Annotated in this window: 14 protein-coding genes and 1 pseudogene; 9 read left to right on the top strand and 6 right to left on the bottom strand. The window is 49.3% G+C overall.

The window, feature by feature from the left end; all coding sequences use genetic code 11:
• Positions 1–182 precede the first annotated feature (182 nt).
• On the bottom strand, positions 183–650 hold the full coding sequence (locus DSM2777_RS15655) for a DUF6392 family protein (RefSeq protein ID WP_061554489.1): 468 nt from the start codon (positions 648–650) through the stop codon (positions 183–185).
• Positions 647–2335, bottom strand: a complete 1689-nt coding sequence (locus tag DSM2777_RS15650) for an S-type pyocin domain-containing protein (RefSeq protein ID WP_082790889.1) — start codon at positions 2333–2335, stop codon at positions 647–649. The genes DSM2777_RS15655 and DSM2777_RS15650 overlap by 4 nt, the downstream gene beginning before the upstream one ends.
• Before the next feature lie 486 nt (positions 2336–2821).
• On the opposite strand from DSM2777_RS15650, the gene DSM2777_RS15640 reads away from it, so the two are divergent.
• The 5 genes from DSM2777_RS15640 (at position 2822) to DSM2777_RS15620 (ending at position 6550) form a co-directional block, all read left to right on the top strand.
• Positions 2822–3046, top strand: a complete 225-nt coding sequence (locus DSM2777_RS15640) for a DNA polymerase III subunit theta (RefSeq protein ID WP_061554487.1) — start codon at positions 2822–2824, stop codon at positions 3044–3046.
• Positions 3047–3205: 159 nt separating this feature from the next.
• Entirely contained in the window at positions 3206–3595 is a 390-nt protein-coding gene (locus tag DSM2777_RS15635) for a helix-turn-helix domain-containing protein (RefSeq protein WP_025796861.1), read from the top strand.
• 20 nt (positions 3596–3615) lie between these two features.
• Positions 3616–4725 carry an SLC13 family permease gene (locus tag DSM2777_RS15630; RefSeq protein WP_061554486.1) on the top strand — a complete coding sequence of 370 codons (1110 nt, stop codon included), beginning with the start codon at positions 3616–3618 and terminating at the stop codon, positions 4723–4725.
• A 168-nt stretch (positions 4726–4893) separates the two neighbouring features.
• Positions 4894–5664: an amino acid ABC transporter substrate-binding protein gene (locus DSM2777_RS15625; RefSeq protein WP_040044839.1), complete on the top strand. Its 771-nt coding sequence runs from the start codon at positions 4894–4896 to the stop codon at positions 5662–5664.
• A 190-nt stretch (positions 5665–5854) separates the two neighbouring features.
• Positions 5855–6550, top strand: a complete 696-nt coding sequence (locus tag DSM2777_RS15620) for an amino acid ABC transporter permease (protein WP_046456998.1) — start codon at positions 5855–5857, stop codon at positions 6548–6550.
• A gap of 268 nt (positions 6551–6818) precedes the next feature.
• Here DSM2777_RS15620 and DSM2777_RS15615 read toward each other — a convergent pair whose 3' ends face one another.
• Positions 6819–7664 carry an AraC family transcriptional regulator gene (locus DSM2777_RS15615; protein ID WP_061554485.1) on the bottom strand — a complete coding sequence of 282 codons (846 nt, stop codon included), beginning with the start codon at positions 7662–7664 and terminating at the stop codon, positions 6819–6821.
• A gap of 408 nt (positions 7665–8072) precedes the next feature.
• On the opposite strand from DSM2777_RS15615, the gene DSM2777_RS15610 reads away from it, so the two are divergent.
• Positions 8073–9467 (top strand): MFS transporter, encoded by a 1395-nt coding sequence (locus tag DSM2777_RS15610; RefSeq protein WP_061554484.1) that lies wholly within the window; start codon positions 8073–8075, stop codon positions 9465–9467.
• Between the two features lie 65 nt (positions 9468–9532).
• Positions 9533–11497 carry a glycoside hydrolase family 127 protein gene (locus tag DSM2777_RS15605; RefSeq protein ID WP_156088347.1) on the top strand — a complete coding sequence of 655 codons (1965 nt, stop codon included), beginning with the start codon at positions 9533–9535 and terminating at the stop codon, positions 11495–11497.
• A gap of 765 nt (positions 11498–12262) precedes the next feature.
• Here the strand turns inward: DSM2777_RS15605 and DSM2777_RS15600 are convergent.
• The 3 genes from DSM2777_RS15600 to rnm form a co-directional block, all read right to left on the bottom strand.
• Positions 12263–12508 (bottom strand): DUF2766 family protein, encoded by a 246-nt coding sequence (locus tag DSM2777_RS15600; protein WP_046460098.1) that lies wholly within the window; start codon positions 12506–12508, stop codon positions 12263–12265.
• A gap of 65 nt (positions 12509–12573) precedes the next feature.
• On the bottom strand, positions 12574–13194 hold the full coding sequence (locus tag DSM2777_RS15595) for an L-threonylcarbamoyladenylate synthase (protein ID WP_025796873.1): 621 nt from the start codon (positions 13192–13194) through the stop codon (positions 12574–12576).
• 57 nt (positions 13195–13251) lie between these two features.
• Complete coding sequence (gene rnm, locus DSM2777_RS15590) at positions 13252–14136, bottom strand: RNase RNM (protein WP_061554482.1); 885 nt, start codon at positions 14134–14136, stop codon at positions 13252–13254.
• A gap of 465 nt (positions 14137–14601) precedes the next feature.
• Between rnm and DSM2777_RS15585 the strand changes: the two genes are divergently transcribed.
• Together DSM2777_RS15585 and DSM2777_RS25190 are read left to right on the top strand one after the other, a co-directional pair.
• A complete protein-coding gene (locus DSM2777_RS15585; protein WP_061554481.1) occupies positions 14602–16164 on the top strand; it encodes an anthranilate synthase component 1 in 1563 nt (520 codons plus the stop codon).
• Positions 16164–16737: pseudogene (locus tag DSM2777_RS25190) on the top strand (glutamine amidotransferase-related protein); the annotation flags it as partial. The gene DSM2777_RS15585 and the pseudogene DSM2777_RS25190, both read left to right, overlap by 1 nt.
• Between the last annotated feature and the right edge of the window lie 6 nt (positions 16738–16743).

Genomic DNA, 16743 nt, shown 5'->3' with positions numbered 1-16743 from the left:
TTTTTTATTATCAGGTGCACCACTGAGGGGCTCTTAATTTTGTTGTGCTTACCCAGCGCTTTACCGCAAATTATGACTGGATTTTTACACAGCAATCGCCATAAATATTTCAAAATTGCCCTGTATAATCTGCTGTATAAAGTGCCCGCGAGTTATACACCCGCTGGGGCACTTTAATGAATCTACCAACGCAATTCCGATGGCGGGAAAAACGTGATTTTTTGCACATAGTCCGCCATATCGTAACGAATCTGCATATACAGTAGTGGGGAGAATCCCTCCACAGAATACAAATCAGCCCGACCAACTTCACGCCTCATAACAACTTTAGGCTCAACACTGCGTAATGGTTGTCCATAAGTTGAATGAACCCAAGCCATAGGCATAACTTTCCGTAGACCGAAAGGCAACTCATTGGGAAACTCCCAATGAGTTGCCTTATCATTCTGAATTCTCAACGTGATTTCTTTAAGAATTCGCCCATCACGTCTGAATGACAGATAAACGCCCTCTTTCGCCATGTCCAAACTAATATCCGGATCCCCCGAAAATCCCGTTGGGGGGGTTTTATAGGGAATAAGTTCAGCATCAAGTAAATCACTATATGATTTTCCCAAACTATGTATCAACGCATCGACGTTCACTGTCATTTGTAGAGCCCCATTCTGTCATTCAGTTTGTGCATTTTTGTCCTTGCCGCTTCTATTTTGGCATCGGTTGCGCCATGCTCTTTCAATGCAGATCTTATCGCTTCCAGATTGCGATCCACCGCCGCACGTAAATCTCGTGAGTCCACTTCAATTTGTGCATCGGTATTTCGGCCTCCATAAGTTTCGCTCAGCTTCCGATGTACCTCTTTTGGAACGACTATCGAGGCCACGTCTTGAGCATATGCATCTAAATCTTCACTGTCTGCATCAGGATATAACCGTTTGAAATGAGCTCGTACAGCCGCAGCCGAAGGCATATGGTCGGCCTCGTATTTCCCCTGTCGCGATCGACGTTTAAAGTCACTGTATAGCTCCACGTCCAAAAACTCTACCGGAGGCTTACTCAGGTAGATATAAATTGGGGGCATATCCGTCCCGAGGAAAACAAGGATGTAGTCCTCAAAATCCCCCTCAGTCGGCGCGGGATAACTCTCGATATCGTTTCCGACTTTCTCCGGTATCGGCAGTACCGTTATGGACGATGGTAAACTTGGGCTATCCTGATGTCCCGTATTCGAGGGAATATCTAGTTCTAGCTTGTCAGGGTTCCAGTAAATCGTGACCGGCTTTACCCCCTCTGTCGTAAACTCATACAGCCCAGTCTGCGTGTTGAGCTTCATCTCACGCACGGGTACTTCAGATAAACCGCTTTCCGTTGGTGTGTGATAGCCTTTCGGGGATAAGCGCCCATGCCCATCATCCTCCCAACGAAAACGCACCCGCGTTGGCGCTTTGCCACCGGACTCTGCCAATTGAGCTAGTCTCATCTGGTTAATGAAATCCTGCTCACCGCTATTAAGCGTTCGAGGCATCATACCGAGAAGAGCCACCGCAATCGGCGCTCCCGCACCGGCAGCGGCAATTTCACCAAACGGAACCACGGCGCGAACAGCCCATGATCCCGCCGTAATGAAACGCCCACCGACCCATTCAAGCGCTGCCGAACCTGATGGAAACACTGTGCTAGCCGCTACAGGCGCAGCCACTGCTGGTACAGCGGCTGATGCTCCGCCAAATAACTTTTTGTACCACGGTTTTTCCGGTTCGGGAGGCGGTGATGCGGGCCGTTTCGCACTCTGCGTATGTTGCTCAGGTTCAGGCAAAGGCACTGCGCGAAAATACCCCATAGTCGCAAAGTTTTCGTGCGTCTCCGGCCCCGTCCCCGCCTCGGTATTTCCGTCACCACGCTCTCGCGATTTAGCAAACACCGGCATTGAGCGCTTTGCTTGCTCTATTGCCTCATTCTCAGCCTGTTCAGTCGCATCTGCTGCTATCTTTGCGACCTGCTTTTCTGCAGCTTGCTGTGCTGGCGATAAACCTGCGCCAAGCCACTGCCCCAACGGGGCAATGATCCGGTTACTGCCAGAGGGGCAGCCGCACGGAACAATCGCACCATCTACCGCCAACATCTTACCCATGATAATAAAGTTGGGCTGGCCCTCAATGACACGCCCACATTTGCCACATTTTGGGCATACCGTCGTACTATCACCAACCCTGATAACCGCATGGCCGTAGACCCTATATTGGCTGGTAGGCAGTGAGGCAATCAGCTTTGATCCGGTTGTCGTTTTGTCACAGGACAAAGCCTTACCTTTACCCATAATGTTCGGTCGGTAGCCCATTACCTACACTCCACCAGAAACTCCACTGGAGGATGAGCGTGGATATAAGCTTCTTGCTCACGGATCATGGCTAAGCTTTCGATACTTAAGGTTGAGAGGGTTTCTGCGCTAAACGGCGATATATCAAGGCTTAAGAGAATTTCAGCTGTGAATTCGCTTGTATACACCTGAAGGGTGTTGTTGGTCGTCATGCGACAATAGTCTTTTAAAATGAATGGTTATAGTTAGAACAATACATTAAAAAAACTATTGATTACCACAGCGAAAATTCTGAAATTAAATTGTGTATTCATGCACATATCATCTTAATCAGTTCAGTAATAATTAAATATATTGCAGTATTAGATTTGATATTTCGTTGGTTTGTCTCTGTAGCATCCACGTCTGAGACAGCTTTCGACGCTACAACCCTGCTTTCATTGGCAATAAGCCATAGAGTCAAACGACACATTCTGGAATAATGAAGCCGACGCAACAGGAGGTCATATGAGTTTCAATCTAGCCGATCTTCCTCAGGAAGAGATGGACAAAGTTAATGTCGACTTAGCCGCAGCTGGCGTATCGTATAAAGAACGCTATCACATGCCGGTTATCGCGGAACTGGTTGAGCGTGAGCAGCCTGAACATCTGCGCGCCTATTTTCGTGAACGACTGGCTTATTATCGCACCCTACGTATTGATACCCTGCCATACGAACCGCCAATGAAATAACGCCTGCGTAAGCTATTTTCCACCGGCTAAATCAAGAAAACTGCCGGTGGTTCAGTCCGGTCTGTAACTTCAAAGGCGAGAGGTATAGTGGTAAACGCCATGATGTCGTAATATGTAGTAGACGGCATGTTGCTAATGAGAACGATTACCGGAGAACGAATGACGCAGAACGAACGCAATATTGCCCTAGTATGTGCGCTAAGCGAGTGGATAGAGCAACATCTAGGCCGCGATATTTATCTGGATGAGCTAGCTCGCTACTCTGGATATTCACTGTGGCATATGCAGAAAATTTTTCGTGAAACCACCGGCATGTCCTTAGGCCGCTACATTCGCGAACGTAAACTGTCTGGCGCAGCAAAACGTTTACGCCATACCGAAGAGTCGATTATCGATATCGCGGTCTATTACGGCTTTGCCTCGCAGTCGCATTTCACCTACATGTTCCGCAAGCATTTCGATATCACGCCAACCAACTATCGGCTCCAGACTGACATTCAGCTGTCTACTATTCAGCCCCTGCACGTGATGTATAAACAAAGCGCCTGAATTCACTGAGAAACAGCATCATGCCAACCTCGTTACGTCACGTTTTCGGCGCTGTTTTGCGCGATCGTTTACTGCAATTTCTTTTGCTTGCTGGCGTAGTTTTGGCCTGTTTTACCTCTTCCCCGCTGCGTGATTATCCTCGCTGGATTGATTGGCCCACGATTACCACCCTGCTCGGGCTACTGTTACTGACGAAAAGCGTTGAGATGAGCGGCTATTTCGATTGGCTGGGGCGAAAAATGATGGCTCGTCTCAGCAATGAGCGAACCTTAGCGCTGTTTATGGTTGCGGCTTCTGCGCTACTTTCCACGTTTCTTACCAATGATGTCGCTCTTTTTATCGTGGTTCCGCTTACCATCACCTTAAAAAAACTCAGCGCCGTACCGGTTTCCCGTTTAATCATCTTTGAAGCATTAGCGGTTAACGTGGGTTCTTTGCTGACGCCGATTGGCAATCCACAAAATATATTATTGTGGAATCATAGCGGCCTATCGTTCAGCGCCTTTATTGGGCAAATGTTACCTTTGTCTGGCGTGCTGCTGTTTCTTCTATTGCTGTTCACGCTGATATTCTTTCCGAATAAAACCATTCGCCCTCCAGCCGATCGCGAAAACAGCACCCGCAAGCGCGGGCTATTGCTGGCCTGCGCGGTGCTCTATGGGGTGTTTCTCGTTAGCGTTGATTTAGGCATGCCCTACCTCGGGCTGTTAATCGTGCTGGTCGCCTTACTGTGTTTGTCTCCCAAAGTCATTTTGTTGGTCGATTGGGCGCTTATTTTCATTTTCATGGCGATGTTTATCGATGTGAAATTACTAACTCAGTTACCCGCGCTATTACCGCTAACTGAAAACATGCAGCATCTTTCAACGTTTGGCACCTACACGATCGGCATTCTGCTCTCTCAGGTGATCAGCAACGTACCGGCTACCATTTTGCTGCTGGGTTTTATTCCGGCCACCAGCACGCTAGCGTACGCCGTAAATATCGGCGGTTTTGGGTTTGCGCTGGGATCCATGGCCAATCTGATTGCCTTACGCATGGCCAATGAAAAACGCATCTGGCTGACGTTTCATCTTTTTTCTATTCCTGCTCTCGTTATCTCTGCGGCGCTTGGCTGGTGGTTAATCTAAACTGATAAGCACTGCGTGATTTTTAGGCTTTATTCCATTTGGTTATTGATAATCGCAGAATGTGATTTAGCAAACCGCAGACAATGGTTTAGCTTCATCATCAATAACGGAGCGCAATTACCTGCGTTTTTTTTAAACAAATAATTAAAGTAAGACATTGGGATATCTATGAAAAAAATGACCTTGGCTCTGCTTGCAACCTCATTATTTGCTACCTCTGCACTGGCTCAAGCAGCCGATGATCTGGCGGCAATTAAGTCTGCCGGCGTGATGAAATTCGGAACAGAAGGCACCTACGCGCCTTATACCTACCATGACAAAAGCGGCAAGCTGGTTGGTTTTGACGTGGATGTCGCTCGCGCCGTAGCCGAAAAAATGGGCGTTAAACCTGAATTTGTCGAAGGCCGTTGGGATGGTTTGATTGCGGGCTTGAGCGCCAAGCGCTATGACGCGGTCATTAACCAAGTCGGCGTTACCGACGAGCGTAAAGCCAAGTTTGATTTCTCTCAGCCCTATATCGGTTCTAAAGCGGTGCTGGTTGTCCGTGATGACAACACCACCATCAAAAGCTTTGCTGATTTAAAAGGCCAGAAAGCGGCTCAAAGCCTGACCAGTAACTATTCGAAACTGGCGACTAAAAACGGCGCAGATTTAGTGCCAACCGATGGATTCAACCAATCTTTGGATCTGGTGTTAAGCGGTCGCGCTGCGGCAACGTTAAACGACAACCTGTCATTCTTGGATTTCAAAAAGCATAAGCCAGACGCGAAAGTTAAAATCGTCGCTACTGATGAAAATACCGAGAACTCAGCGATCCTGCTGCGCAAAGATCAGCCAGAATTAGTGAAAGCGGTCAATAAAGCGCTGGATGAAATGAAAGCTGATGGCACTTATAAAACGATTTCTGTACGCTACTTCGGTCAGGACGTTTCTCAGTAATCGTCTTTAACACTATCCCCAAAATAGTGACAAGCCTGCCTCTGTGAATCCTTAACTGGGTATCACTTCATGAGGCGGGCTGTTGTATTTAAGAGGATCGTATTTAGGACGATCGCGTTTAGGCATACTGTTTTTAGACATATCGTTTCAAGACCTATTTTTTAGACTTACTGTATTAGGAGTACGGCATATGGCTTGGCTACACAGCCTGACTGACTATATTCACGGCCTTGCCTGGCTACAGCTGATGATTGATTCGTTTTGGAGTCTGCTGTCTGCGGGACTGCAATTCACGCTGCCTTTAGCAATCCTCTCTTTTATTGGCGGGATTATCCTTGGCTTCATCACTGCATTGGTTCGCCTCTATGCGCCAAAACCGGTCAAGTGGATTTTTGATTTCTACGTATGGGTTATTCGTGGCACACCGCTGTTAGTGCAGTTGTTCTTAATCTTTTATGGTTTACCGAGTGCGGGGATCACCCTCGATGCGTTTCCGGCGGCGCTCATTGGTTTCACGCTCAGCGTGGGTGCCTATACCTCTGAAATCATCCGTGGTGCGATTATCTCAGTGCCTAAAGGTCAGTGGGAAGCCTCTTATTCTATCGGTATGAGCAGTTCACAGGCCATGCGCCGTGTGATCTTGCCACAGTCGGTATTCGTATCACTGCCACCGCTGTCTAACTCATTCATTTCGCTTATCAAAGATACGTCATTGGCTGCGGTTATCACCGTCCCTGAGATGTTCTTGGCGGCACAGCGCATTGTGTCTGTCACTTACGAGCCGCTGATTTTGTACGTAGAAGCAGCGCTGATTTATCTGGTGTTCAGCACGGTGCTGGGAAAACTGCAAAACAAGCTGGAAGTGTACTACCGCCGTTACGAGTAAGTTTTTGTTATCTGTCCAGTCACCTTCCACAAGGTGACTGGGATAGAAACCTTCGCGACAAGACGCCCTCGCAACAAAAAGAAAACCCGCCGTCATTTACCGAAAAATCAGCAAACAAATCAAGCGGGTGCAAATGCATGAGAAACTCTATGTCGAAGTTATTCAACAATTCGATAATAGCATCACACACTTTATTAACAATTTGTTTTCCTGATTTTGTGAGCAGGATCATCAAATTACCCCGTTTTCGCCCTGCTAAGACCACACGCTAATCTGAATTGATATGTTCCTTACAGTAGCGGCGCTTATAGGCCACCGGCGTGAGCCCAATCTGCTTACGGAAGATCTGCCTAAAATAGCCCACGTCATGAAATCCGCTACGATCGGCTACTTCGGTTAATGAACACATATCATTTAACAACAACTTCTCTGCGCTGCTTACACGCTGGCGATGAATCGCTTCCGTTAAGGTCATGCCAAACGTTTTACGGAATACTCGCCCCAAATAGTCTGGGTTACAAAACAGCTGCTCGGCTAACGATGCTGTGCTCATCGGCAAATGATACTGTGTTTTAATCAGCTGCCGCGCCTTATACGCTAAGGCAACCCCTGAGTGGGTGATATTGGCATCGTCCGGCAGCCCAGCCGATATTTGTTGTAGCATAAGCAATAATATTAATGCTAATGCGGGGGATTGTTTTCTATTTTCCTGTTCACTAAGAAATTGGCGAAATAAAGAAATAATATATTGTGGTTCGTGAACCTTACAATGCTGAGGAATAGATAACAGCGCCGCCGTGGAGCTATTACGTCCATGTTTTATAGCCGTTTCGTTAATATCTAATAAATTGACATCAAAATGCAGCCAATAAAATTTTAGATTAAGCGGAAATGTCTCCAATCCAACATGATGGCACCCGGGTTTCAGCAGAAGAATTTCGCCCGCCGATACACAAAAATCCTCATCACCTTCGCGGATAGCCAGCGTTCCGCTTTCAACAAGAATCAGTTCCCATGAGGACAGAGTCCTTGCCGGATGGGCGCCTACGCCGCGTGAAATAAACAATCCACCATTTTGCACGGTAAGTGGAAAATCAACGGTGACCTCAAGCATTAGCGGTTTCCTGTGGATAGATTTGACTTATTCTAGCCCACAAAGACATTACCTTAACGTTTTAAAAACAGACGAACCGATCACCCTCACACTTTTCCGATTAAGTCGGAATCGTCATCTTTTTATACTTTCCCCTCCCCTTGTCGCTCCCTATGCTCTATGCCAGATTAATAACGTCGACACCAGAATCAAACATAAAAAATAATAAACTCCCTAAAGTGAATAAATAAATTAATAGCCAAAATAATTCGAGTTGCATTGAGGTTTCAAGTGAACGCATCCCGATGATGCTTACTCAGGTAAGTGATTACTCGGGGGCACGAACGTAGCCAACAAAAAATGCAACTTGAAGTATGACGGATATATTCACTTCGGCATGATTACGTCGCCAATATGCGAGGATTCAACATGACCGCTACGCCCATTAATCAAGCAGACCTTACCACTAATAATAATGAATCGCTGAGTATCCGAGAAAAAATTGGCTACGGCTTAGGCGATGCCGGTGGCACCGTCATTACCTGCCTCATCATGAATTTCCTCACCTTTTTCTACACCGATATTTTTGGCCTGACGCCAGCTTTGGTCGGTACGTTATTCATTGCCCTACGCGTGATTGACGCCATCTCAGACCCGCTGATGGGGATTCTCGCCGATCGAACCCACAGTCGCTGGGGGCGTTTTCGTCCGTGGCAGCTCTGGATTGCTTTACCCATCGGCATTGTCGGCATCCTGACCTTTACGGTGCCAGACGTCAGTATGAACATGAAAATACTGTGGGCATTCATTACCTATTTTTTGCTCTCCATTAGCTACACCGCGATTAATGTGCCCTATTGTGCGCTGATAAACACCATGACGACCCGCCACAGCGAAGTCATTTCCTGCCAATCATGGCGCTTTGTTTTGTGTGGCGTCGCGGGTTTTCTGGTTTCGGTTGGATTACCTTGGCTGGTTAAGGTATTGGGGCAAGGCGATCAGGCGGCAGGTTATCAGTTGGGCGTCGGCGTACTGTGTGCCGTAGCCGTCATCATGTTCCTGTGTTGCTTCTTCTGGGTAAGAGAGCGGATCCCACTCGCATTGATGGGGAAATTTACCCTACGCGAGCATCTTTCTGGGCTACGCCATAACGATCAAATGCTGCTGGTGCTTGTGATGTCATTCCTGCTGATCAACGTATTTAACCTACGTGGCGGCGGCTATATGTATTTCATCACTTACGTATTGCAAGGCAGCACCGGCTTTGCATCGCTCTTTTTCACCATGGTCACCGTTGCTTCCATACTTGGTGCAATTATTGTTAGCCCGCTGTCGCGCAAGTTTGACACCGTCCGCCTGTACTACATCACCGACCTCATTCTCGCGCTACTGGCCGTCATTATGTGGTTTATCCCAACCGGCCCGCACTTCCAAACGCTGTGGCTTGCGGTGATCCTCGGGAACGGGATTATTCTCGGATTCACCCTGCCGCTGCATTTCTCCATCATGGCTTTCGCCGATGACTACGGTGAGTGGAAAAATGGTATTCGCTCTTCCGGCATGAACTTCGCTTTCAATCTGTTCTTTATCAAGCTTGCGTGGGCCTCCAGCGCAGGTGTTTTAAGTTTAGTGTTCATCTGGGTGGCCTATCAGCCTGGAATGGAGAATCAAACGCCTGCCTCGTTAAACGGCATTACCTCTCTCGAAACCCTGCTACCCGCTTTTTTCCATTTAGCGCTGGCTTTCGCCATTCGTTTTTGCCGCCTCAATAACCCAATGATGAGCCGCATTGCTCACGATCTACACCTTCGCCATGCAGGCTAGGCCTCATTTCCCGTCTTTTTAGGAGCTGCAATATGAGTACGTTAGAAACCGTTCAGTCCGATACCATGCCAAATGCCGTAGCGCAGGCTCAAGAACTGGATTTAAACCATGTGCACGTTAACGATCCTTTTTTAGGCCAGTATCAACGGCTGGTTCGCGACGTGGTGATCCCTTACCAATGGGATGCACTCAACGACCGCATCAGCGACGCAGAGCCCAGCCACGCTATCGAAAATTTCCGCATCGCCGCTGGGCTAGAAAAAGGTGAGTTTTACGGCATGGTCTTCCAAGACAGCGACGTCGCTAAATGGCTAGAGGCCGTTGCGTGGTCTTTGTGCCAAAAGTCCGATCGCGAACTGGAGCGTACCGCCGAGCATGTTATTGAACTGATTGAAGCCGCGCAGTGTGAAGATGGTTATCTCAATACTTACTTCACCGTGAAAGCACCACAGGAACGCTGGACGAACCTTGCCGAATGCCATGAACTCTACTGCGCAGGGCATATGATTGAAGCCGGTGTGGCGTGGTTTCAGGCCACGGGCAAACGTCGCCTACTCAACGTAGTTTGTCGACTGGCTGACCATATCGATAGCGTATTTGGCCCCAATGAAAACCAACTGCATGGCTATCCTGGGCATCCTGAAATTGAGCTGGCCTTAATGCGTTTATACGAAGTGACTGGCAATCCGCGCTATATGAAACTCACTCAGTATTTTGTTGAACAGCGCGGCGCTCAGCCACCACACTATTACGACGAGGAGTATGAAAAACGCGGGAAAACCTCTTATTGGAATACCTATGGCCCTGCGTGGATGGTCAAAGACAAGGCCTACAGCCAAGCACATCAGCCGTTGGCGCTACAGCAAAGCGCCATTGGTCACGCAGTGCGTTTTGTCTATTTGTTGGCTGGCGTTGCGCATTTGGCCCGCTTAAATCACGACGAAGAAAAGCGCCAAATCTGCTTACGCCTGTGGAACAACATGGTGCAACGCCAGCTATACATTACCGGAGGCATTGGCTCGCAGAGCAGCGGTGAAGCCTTTAGTTCCGATTACGATTTGCCTAACGATACGGTATACGCCGAAAGCTGTGCGTCGATTGGTCTGATGATGTTTGCCAACCGCATGCTGCAAATGGAGGGCGATAGCCAATACGCCGACGTCATGGAGCGCGCACTTTACAATACCGTGCTCGGCGGAATGGCACTCGATGGACGCCATTTTTTCTACGTCAATCCGTTGGAAGTTCATCCGAAAAGCATTCCGTTTAACCACATCTACGATCACGTCAAACCAATCCGCCAGCGCTGGTTTGGCTGCGCGTGCTGCCCACCTAATATTGCGCGCATTTTAACCTCTATCGGCCATTATATTTACACCCAGCGCGACGATGCTTTATATATCAATTTATACGTTGGCAATGAAACCACATTGGATAATGGGCTAAAAATATCGATAACCGGCAACTATCCTTGGGATGAACGTGTCCGCCTGAAAATCAGCACCGCAAAGCCTGTTCGCCAAGCCTTAGCGTTACGGCTGCCTGAATGGTGCGCTTCCCCACAGGTTTTATTGAACGGCGCGCCCTGCGACGGAACGATCAAACGTGGTTATCTGCACATCACGCGAGAATGGCAAAATAACGATCACATTGAGATGGTCTTGCCGATGCCGGTACGCCGCGTATATGGCAATCCGCTCCTGCGTCACGTAGCGGGAAAAGTGGCGATCCAGCGCGGCCCATTAGTTTACTGCTTGGAACAAGCCGACAACGGCGCTGAATTACATAATCTCTCCCTACCCATCGATAGCACATTTACCCTACTCAAAGGCCAAGGCATTTTTGCCCATAAGATGCTGATTCAGACAATGGGAACGCGTGTGGTGAGTGACAATGCCGCGCATCAACCGCTATATCGCTACGACTCTGCGCCGGAGAAACAAGAGCAGCAGAAGCTGACCTTTATCCCGTGGTTTAGCTGGGCAAATCGTGGTGAGGGGGAGATGAGGATATGGGTGGGGGAAAGATAGTTTACTGACGGTTAATGGCTTCGTGCGCTGATGCTGCTTATGTACTTGTGGTGTAAGGTTTCGACCGCCTACCAATGAAAGTCGTGTGTAAGGCGAAGCATATTCACCGGATATCTATGAACTCACGATGTAAGGTTTCGACCGCCTCTTGGCAACGGTATTCACATATAAACTAAGTCGAAGGCGTCCGATGAGGGGCGCCAGCGCGCGCCCCTTCAATCCTCGCGCTTTTTATCCGTGACGCCATCTCCGCGCCGGGTCGGCATGCGCCATCCTTGGCGCCTCCTCCCCTCGTAGAAACATCCTGTTTCTACTGCTCTTTCTACCAAGACTTAAACAATTTAAAAGATAAGAAGACAAAAATATCTTTTGTCTTTTGTCTTTTCATGTTTAAAGAATGCATTTTAGAGCCGCCAGCAGGGATGCTGGTGGCAGGTTGAGGGCGTACAGGATGTACGCTCCGAGACCGGTCGGCCAAACGACTCGGTAAAAAGCGCGCGAGTTGAGAGTCCCCGCGCAACGGGACTCTCATCGGACGCCTACGCCAACCGTCTCATAGAAACGCAAATGCTCACGGGCGGACGAAATCTTTCACCGCCCTCACATAAAAGATTCTATATACAAGGCGGCGTTGCTTGAGCCGCCTCACTCGGGCGCCTACGCCAGCGGTTTCATGGAAACACATGCGCTCATAGGCGTTCGAAACCCTTCACTGCTCTAACATAAAAGAACGTGGAGAGCTATATACTCGGTCTTCCGTCAAACTTAGTGTGCCTGCTCCTGCTGAGCAAACTTCAACTCAATCAGCGCTATCGCTTTTTGCACGCCGCGCTTAGTCACAGGATCAATGCTGGCCTTGTCAAAATCGATGCTCTTCAGCTGGCTGGCCATTTTTTCACGCACTTCGGTAGGCGCAATCACGTCAATAACGTCTAAAATCTGCTTAATCACCAGTTGGCAGGCAACCAGATCGGACGCCAGTTCTTCACTCTCAGTCAGCATCTGAGACATACTTTTTCCTTTTTGAATTCAAATTTACGCGTGTGGAATCAACAGGGATTTTATCCCTGTGGGTATTACATAAATGGCTTTGGATCGCCCGCACCAACGCGCACAACTTCCGGCGAATCCTCGGTCAGATCAATCACCGTGGTTGGCTGTTGACCTAAGAAACCACCGTGGATAACCAAGTCCACCACTTTACCCAGTGAATCTTGGATCTCTTCCGGATCGGATTCAGCAAAGTCATTGCCTGGCAGCATCAGCGTGGTCGACATTAACGGCTCGCCCAGTGCGGCCAGCAGGTCCAGCGCGATCGGATTTGACGGCACGCGCAAACCAATCGTCTTACGCTTTTCGCTCATCAAGCGACGCGGCACTTCTTTCGTGGCCTTCAGAATAAACGTGTAGTTGCCCGGCGTATTATTCTTGATAAGACGAAATGCGGTGTTATCGACAAACGCATAGGTCGAGATTTCAGACAGATCGCGACACACTAAGGTGAAGTTATGATTGCTGTCTAACTGACGGATACGGCAAATACGTTCCATCGCGTTTTTCTCACCCAGCATGCAACCCAGCGCATAGCCCGAGTCCGTTGGATAGACGATAACGCCGCCCTTACGCAGAACTTCCACACACTGATTAATCAGGCGCGGCTGAGGGTTATCCGGGTGAATATAAAAAAGCTGACTCATTGTAATTCCTCATTATTCAGGACGCTGTCGATAGCTCAGAAAGATGAATATCCTAAATTACCAATCTCGCCATACAGGCTCAACGCCCGTCGGGAGCCACAATTTGCGGCCCAACTCAATCCATGCGCAGGGCTGGTGAAAATCAGAACCCTGCGAAGCTAATAGCCCGAACTGCAACGCATACGCGGCCAACTGCGAACGTTCATTAGGGGCTTGCTGGCACTGTGCGACTTCCATCGCGTCGCCGCCCCAGCTTTTAAAATCGGCCAGTAGCCGTTTCAACCACTTGTTGCTTAGCTGATAGCGGCCCGGATGGGCCACCACGGCCTGTCCACCCGCATGGTGAATCGCAACGATGGCCTCTTCAATTGTACACCACTGAGGCGGAGCGTAACCGGTTTTACCGCGTGCAAGATAATGTTTAAAAACACCACCAACGTTGGTTGCATAGCCTTGCTCCACTAAATAGCGGGCAAAATGACCGCGCGTGATCTCAGCCCCATCGGCGATACGCATGGCACCCTCAAGCGCTCCGGGAATACGCGCTTTCTCAAGCCGCAGCGCGATCTCTTTCGCCCGCGCCTGACGACGAGTCACCTGTTCACCCAGCAGCGTTTGTAGCTCAGCGCTGTTAGTATCTACGTTAAGCCCAACAATGTGGATTTCATGATTCTCCCACAGCGTTGAAATTTCCACGCCCGCAATCAGCTCAAGTTCAAGCCCTTGCTCAACGATAGCTTGGCGCGCAGCGGGAATGCCTGCCGTGGTGTCGTGATCGGTAATCGCCAACGTAGTCACGCCCATCTCTGCGGCGCGGGACACCAACTCTGCGCTAGAAAGTAAACCATCAGATGCCGTCGTGTGGCTGTGCAGGTCAAACAGGGGTTGAGGTGACAGTGTCACATCTTCTGATTCAAGCAGTGTATCTTGCAAAATAGCCATCCTATTACGGTATCTGGCTCTATCATACCTAGGATGTCTAGCCTAGCGCTAACCTATTCACCTAATTCCTAAATCATTCACTGATGTCACGCTCTTTTCTCTTATTTTCCATGATTGAAATTTATTCATTTAAAAGGTGTTGACACACAACCATGAAACTAGTTTACTAGTACGCAGGTTCGGTGCTAACCCACACGTTTGTAGTATCCACAGAAAAGTACCGACAGAAAATTAAGGTGAATGAGATGCGTAAGATTTCTTTAAACAGTCAGTTTGTAAATCAGGTGCAGGTGTCCGCAATGACCCTTTCTGCACGTTGGTGGCGCGACTCATTCGGTTGGGCGGAGTAACTGTGTTACGGATATGACATCCAGCACATCCCGCCCGCACCCTGCGGGCTTTTTTATAGCCAAAATTCAGTAAAAAACTCTTTTAAAGACCACTAGCGAACAAGCGGACATAATAATGAATTCGACAAAACCTACTTTGACCTTGTTAACGCAAACGGCAGCCTATCGTAACGATCCAACGGCGCTGTTTCACCTACTGTGTGGCGCTCGCCCCGCAACGTTACTGTTAGAATCCGCTGAGATTGACAACAAACAAGATCTGAAAAGTCTGTTAGTTATCGATAGCGCCCTGCGTATCACCGCGATGGGCCGCAGCGTCACCCTTCAGGCGCTGACCGAAAACGGCCGTGGCCTGCTTCCGTTGTTAGATGCAGCACTGCCCGCAGACGTTGAGAACGAAATATCCCCAAACCAGCGCATTCTGCATTTCCCTGCCATCGATACTTTGCAGGATGAAGATGCGCGTTTGAAATCACGCTCGGTGTTTGACGCTCTGCGTACCCTGCTCACGCTGGTTATCGTGCCTGAACAGGAACGTGAGGCCATGTTTATCGGGGGGCTGTTCGCCTATGATTTGGTGGCGGGCTTTGAAAATCTCGCGGCGCTAAACAGCGATCAGCGTTGCCCTGATTTTTGCTTCTATCTAGCTGAAACCTTGTTGGTACTCGATCACCAACACCGCAGCGCTCGCCTGCAAGCCTCCGTGTTTACAGAGAATGCCGCTGAAGCACAGCGTCTACAGGCTCGTTTGGAGCAGCTAACCCAGCAGATGACGCAAGAGGCTGCGCCAATTACCCATCCTCGCGTTGAGAATATGCAGTTGAGCTGCAATTTGAGCGACGACGCTTTTGGTGCCGTTGTCAGCCAAATGCAGCGGGCCATCCGTATCGGCGAAATTTTCCAAGTGGTACCTTCACGCCGTTTCAGCCTGCCGTGCCCTTCTCCACTGGCGGCATACCATACGCTGAAACACAGCAATCCAAGCCCGTACATGTTCTTCATGCAGGATAACGATTTTTCTCTGTTCGGTGCCTCACCTGAAAGCGCGTTGAAATATGACGCGACCAATCGCCAAATTGAAATCTACCCGATTGCAGGCACCCGTCCACGTGGACGCCGCGCCGACGGTGAATTAGACCGTGATTTAGACAGCCGCATTGAGCTTGAGATGCGTACCGATCATAAAGAACTGGCAGAACATTTGATGCTGGTCGATCTGGCACGCAACGATCTGGCGCGCATCTGCGAACCGGGGTCACGCTATGTCGCAGACCTGACCAAAGTTGACCGCTACTCGTTCGTCATGCACTTAGTTTCTCGCGTGGTCGGCACCCTGCGCCAAGATCTGGATGTGCTGCACGCCTATCAGGCCTGCATGAATATGGGCACTTTGAGCGGCGCACCAAAAATTCGCGCCATGCAATTAATTTCACAGGCAGAACAAACTCGCCGTGGTAGCTACGGTGGCGCCGTGGGCTATTTCACCGCACACGGTGATTTAGATACCTGCATCGTGATCCGCTCGGCCTACGTAGAAGACGGCATTGCCACCGTTCAAGCCGGTGCTGGCGTTGTTTTAGATTCTGTTCCACAGGCTGAGGCCGACGAAACCCGTAATAAAGCCCGTGCAGTGCTGCGAGCCATCGCCACCGCTCATCACGTGAAAGAGGTGTTCTAATGGCTGACATTCTTCTGCTCGACAATATCGACTCATTTACCTACAACTTGGTCGATCAGCTGCGCTCTAGCGGCCACCGCGTAGTGATTTACCGTAATCAAATTCCTGCGGATGTGATTATCAGCAAACTGGCTGAAATGGAAAATCCGGTTCTGATGCTTTCTCCTGGCCCCGGCACACCGGCTGAGGCGGGATGTATGCCTGAGTTATTAACCAAGCTGCGCGGCAAATTGCCTATCATCGGAATTTGTCTGGGTCACCAAGCGATTGTGGAAACCTACGGCGGCCACGTGGGGCAAGCGGGTGAGATCCTGCACGGCAAAGCGTCGCAGGTTGAACACGATGGCGAAGGCATGTTTGCTGGTTTGCCTTCTCCGCTGCCGGTTGCACGCTATCACTCACTGGTCGGCAGCCAAATCCCGGAGGGATTAACGGTCAATGCCACCTTTAACGGTATGGTGATGGCCGTTCGTCAGGACGAAGATCGCGTGTGTGGTTTCCAATTCCACCCTGAATCCATTCTTACCACTCAAGGCGCTCGTTTGTTAGAGCAGACGTTGGCTTGGGCATTAGTCTAAA

The organism is Obesumbacterium proteus (genome assembly GCF_001586165.1).
Classification (GTDB): domain Bacteria; phylum Pseudomonadota; class Gammaproteobacteria; order Enterobacterales; family Enterobacteriaceae; genus Hafnia; species Hafnia protea.
The sequence above is the reverse complement of the archived record's forward strand: the minus strand, read 5'-3'. Positions and strand labels throughout refer to the sequence as shown.

Coding starts and splice junctions, on each gene's coding strand:
- DSM2777_RS15655 (WP_061554489.1), bottom strand. CDS start 650: ATGACAGTGAACGTCGATGCGTTGATACATAGTTTGGGAAAATCATAT.
- DSM2777_RS15650 (WP_082790889.1), bottom strand. CDS start 2,335: ATGGGCTACCGACCGAACATTATGGGTAAAGGTAAGGCTTTGTCCTGT.
- DSM2777_RS15640 (WP_061554487.1), top strand. CDS start 2,822: ATGAGTTTCAATCTAGCCGATCTTCCTCAGGAAGAGATGGACAAAGTT.
- DSM2777_RS15635 (WP_025796861.1), top strand. CDS start 3,206: ATGACGCAGAACGAACGCAATATTGCCCTAGTATGTGCGCTAAGCGAG.
- DSM2777_RS15630 (WP_061554486.1), top strand. CDS start 3,616: ATGCCAACCTCGTTACGTCACGTTTTCGGCGCTGTTTTGCGCGATCGT.
- DSM2777_RS15625 (WP_040044839.1), top strand. CDS start 4,894: ATGAAAAAAATGACCTTGGCTCTGCTTGCAACCTCATTATTTGCTACC.
- DSM2777_RS15620 (WP_046456998.1), top strand. CDS start 5,855: ATGGCTTGGCTACACAGCCTGACTGACTATATTCACGGCCTTGCCTGG.
- DSM2777_RS15615 (WP_061554485.1), bottom strand. CDS start 7,664: ATGCTTGAGGTCACCGTTGATTTTCCACTTACCGTGCAAAATGGTGGA.
- DSM2777_RS15610 (WP_061554484.1), top strand. CDS start 8,073: ATGACCGCTACGCCCATTAATCAAGCAGACCTTACCACTAATAATAAT.
- DSM2777_RS15605 (WP_156088347.1), top strand. CDS start 9,533: ATGCCAAATGCCGTAGCGCAGGCTCAAGAACTGGATTTAAACCATGTG.
- DSM2777_RS15600 (WP_046460098.1), bottom strand. CDS start 12,508: ATGTCTCAGATGCTGACTGAGAGTGAAGAACTGGCGTCCGATCTGGTT.
- DSM2777_RS15595 (WP_025796873.1), bottom strand. CDS start 13,194: ATGAGTCAGCTTTTTTATATTCACCCGGATAACCCTCAGCCGCGCCTG.
- rnm (WP_061554482.1), bottom strand. CDS start 14,136: ATGGCTATTTTGCAAGATACACTGCTTGAATCAGAAGATGTGACACTG.
- DSM2777_RS15585 (WP_061554481.1), top strand. CDS start 14,602: ATGAATTCGACAAAACCTACTTTGACCTTGTTAACGCAAACGGCAGCC.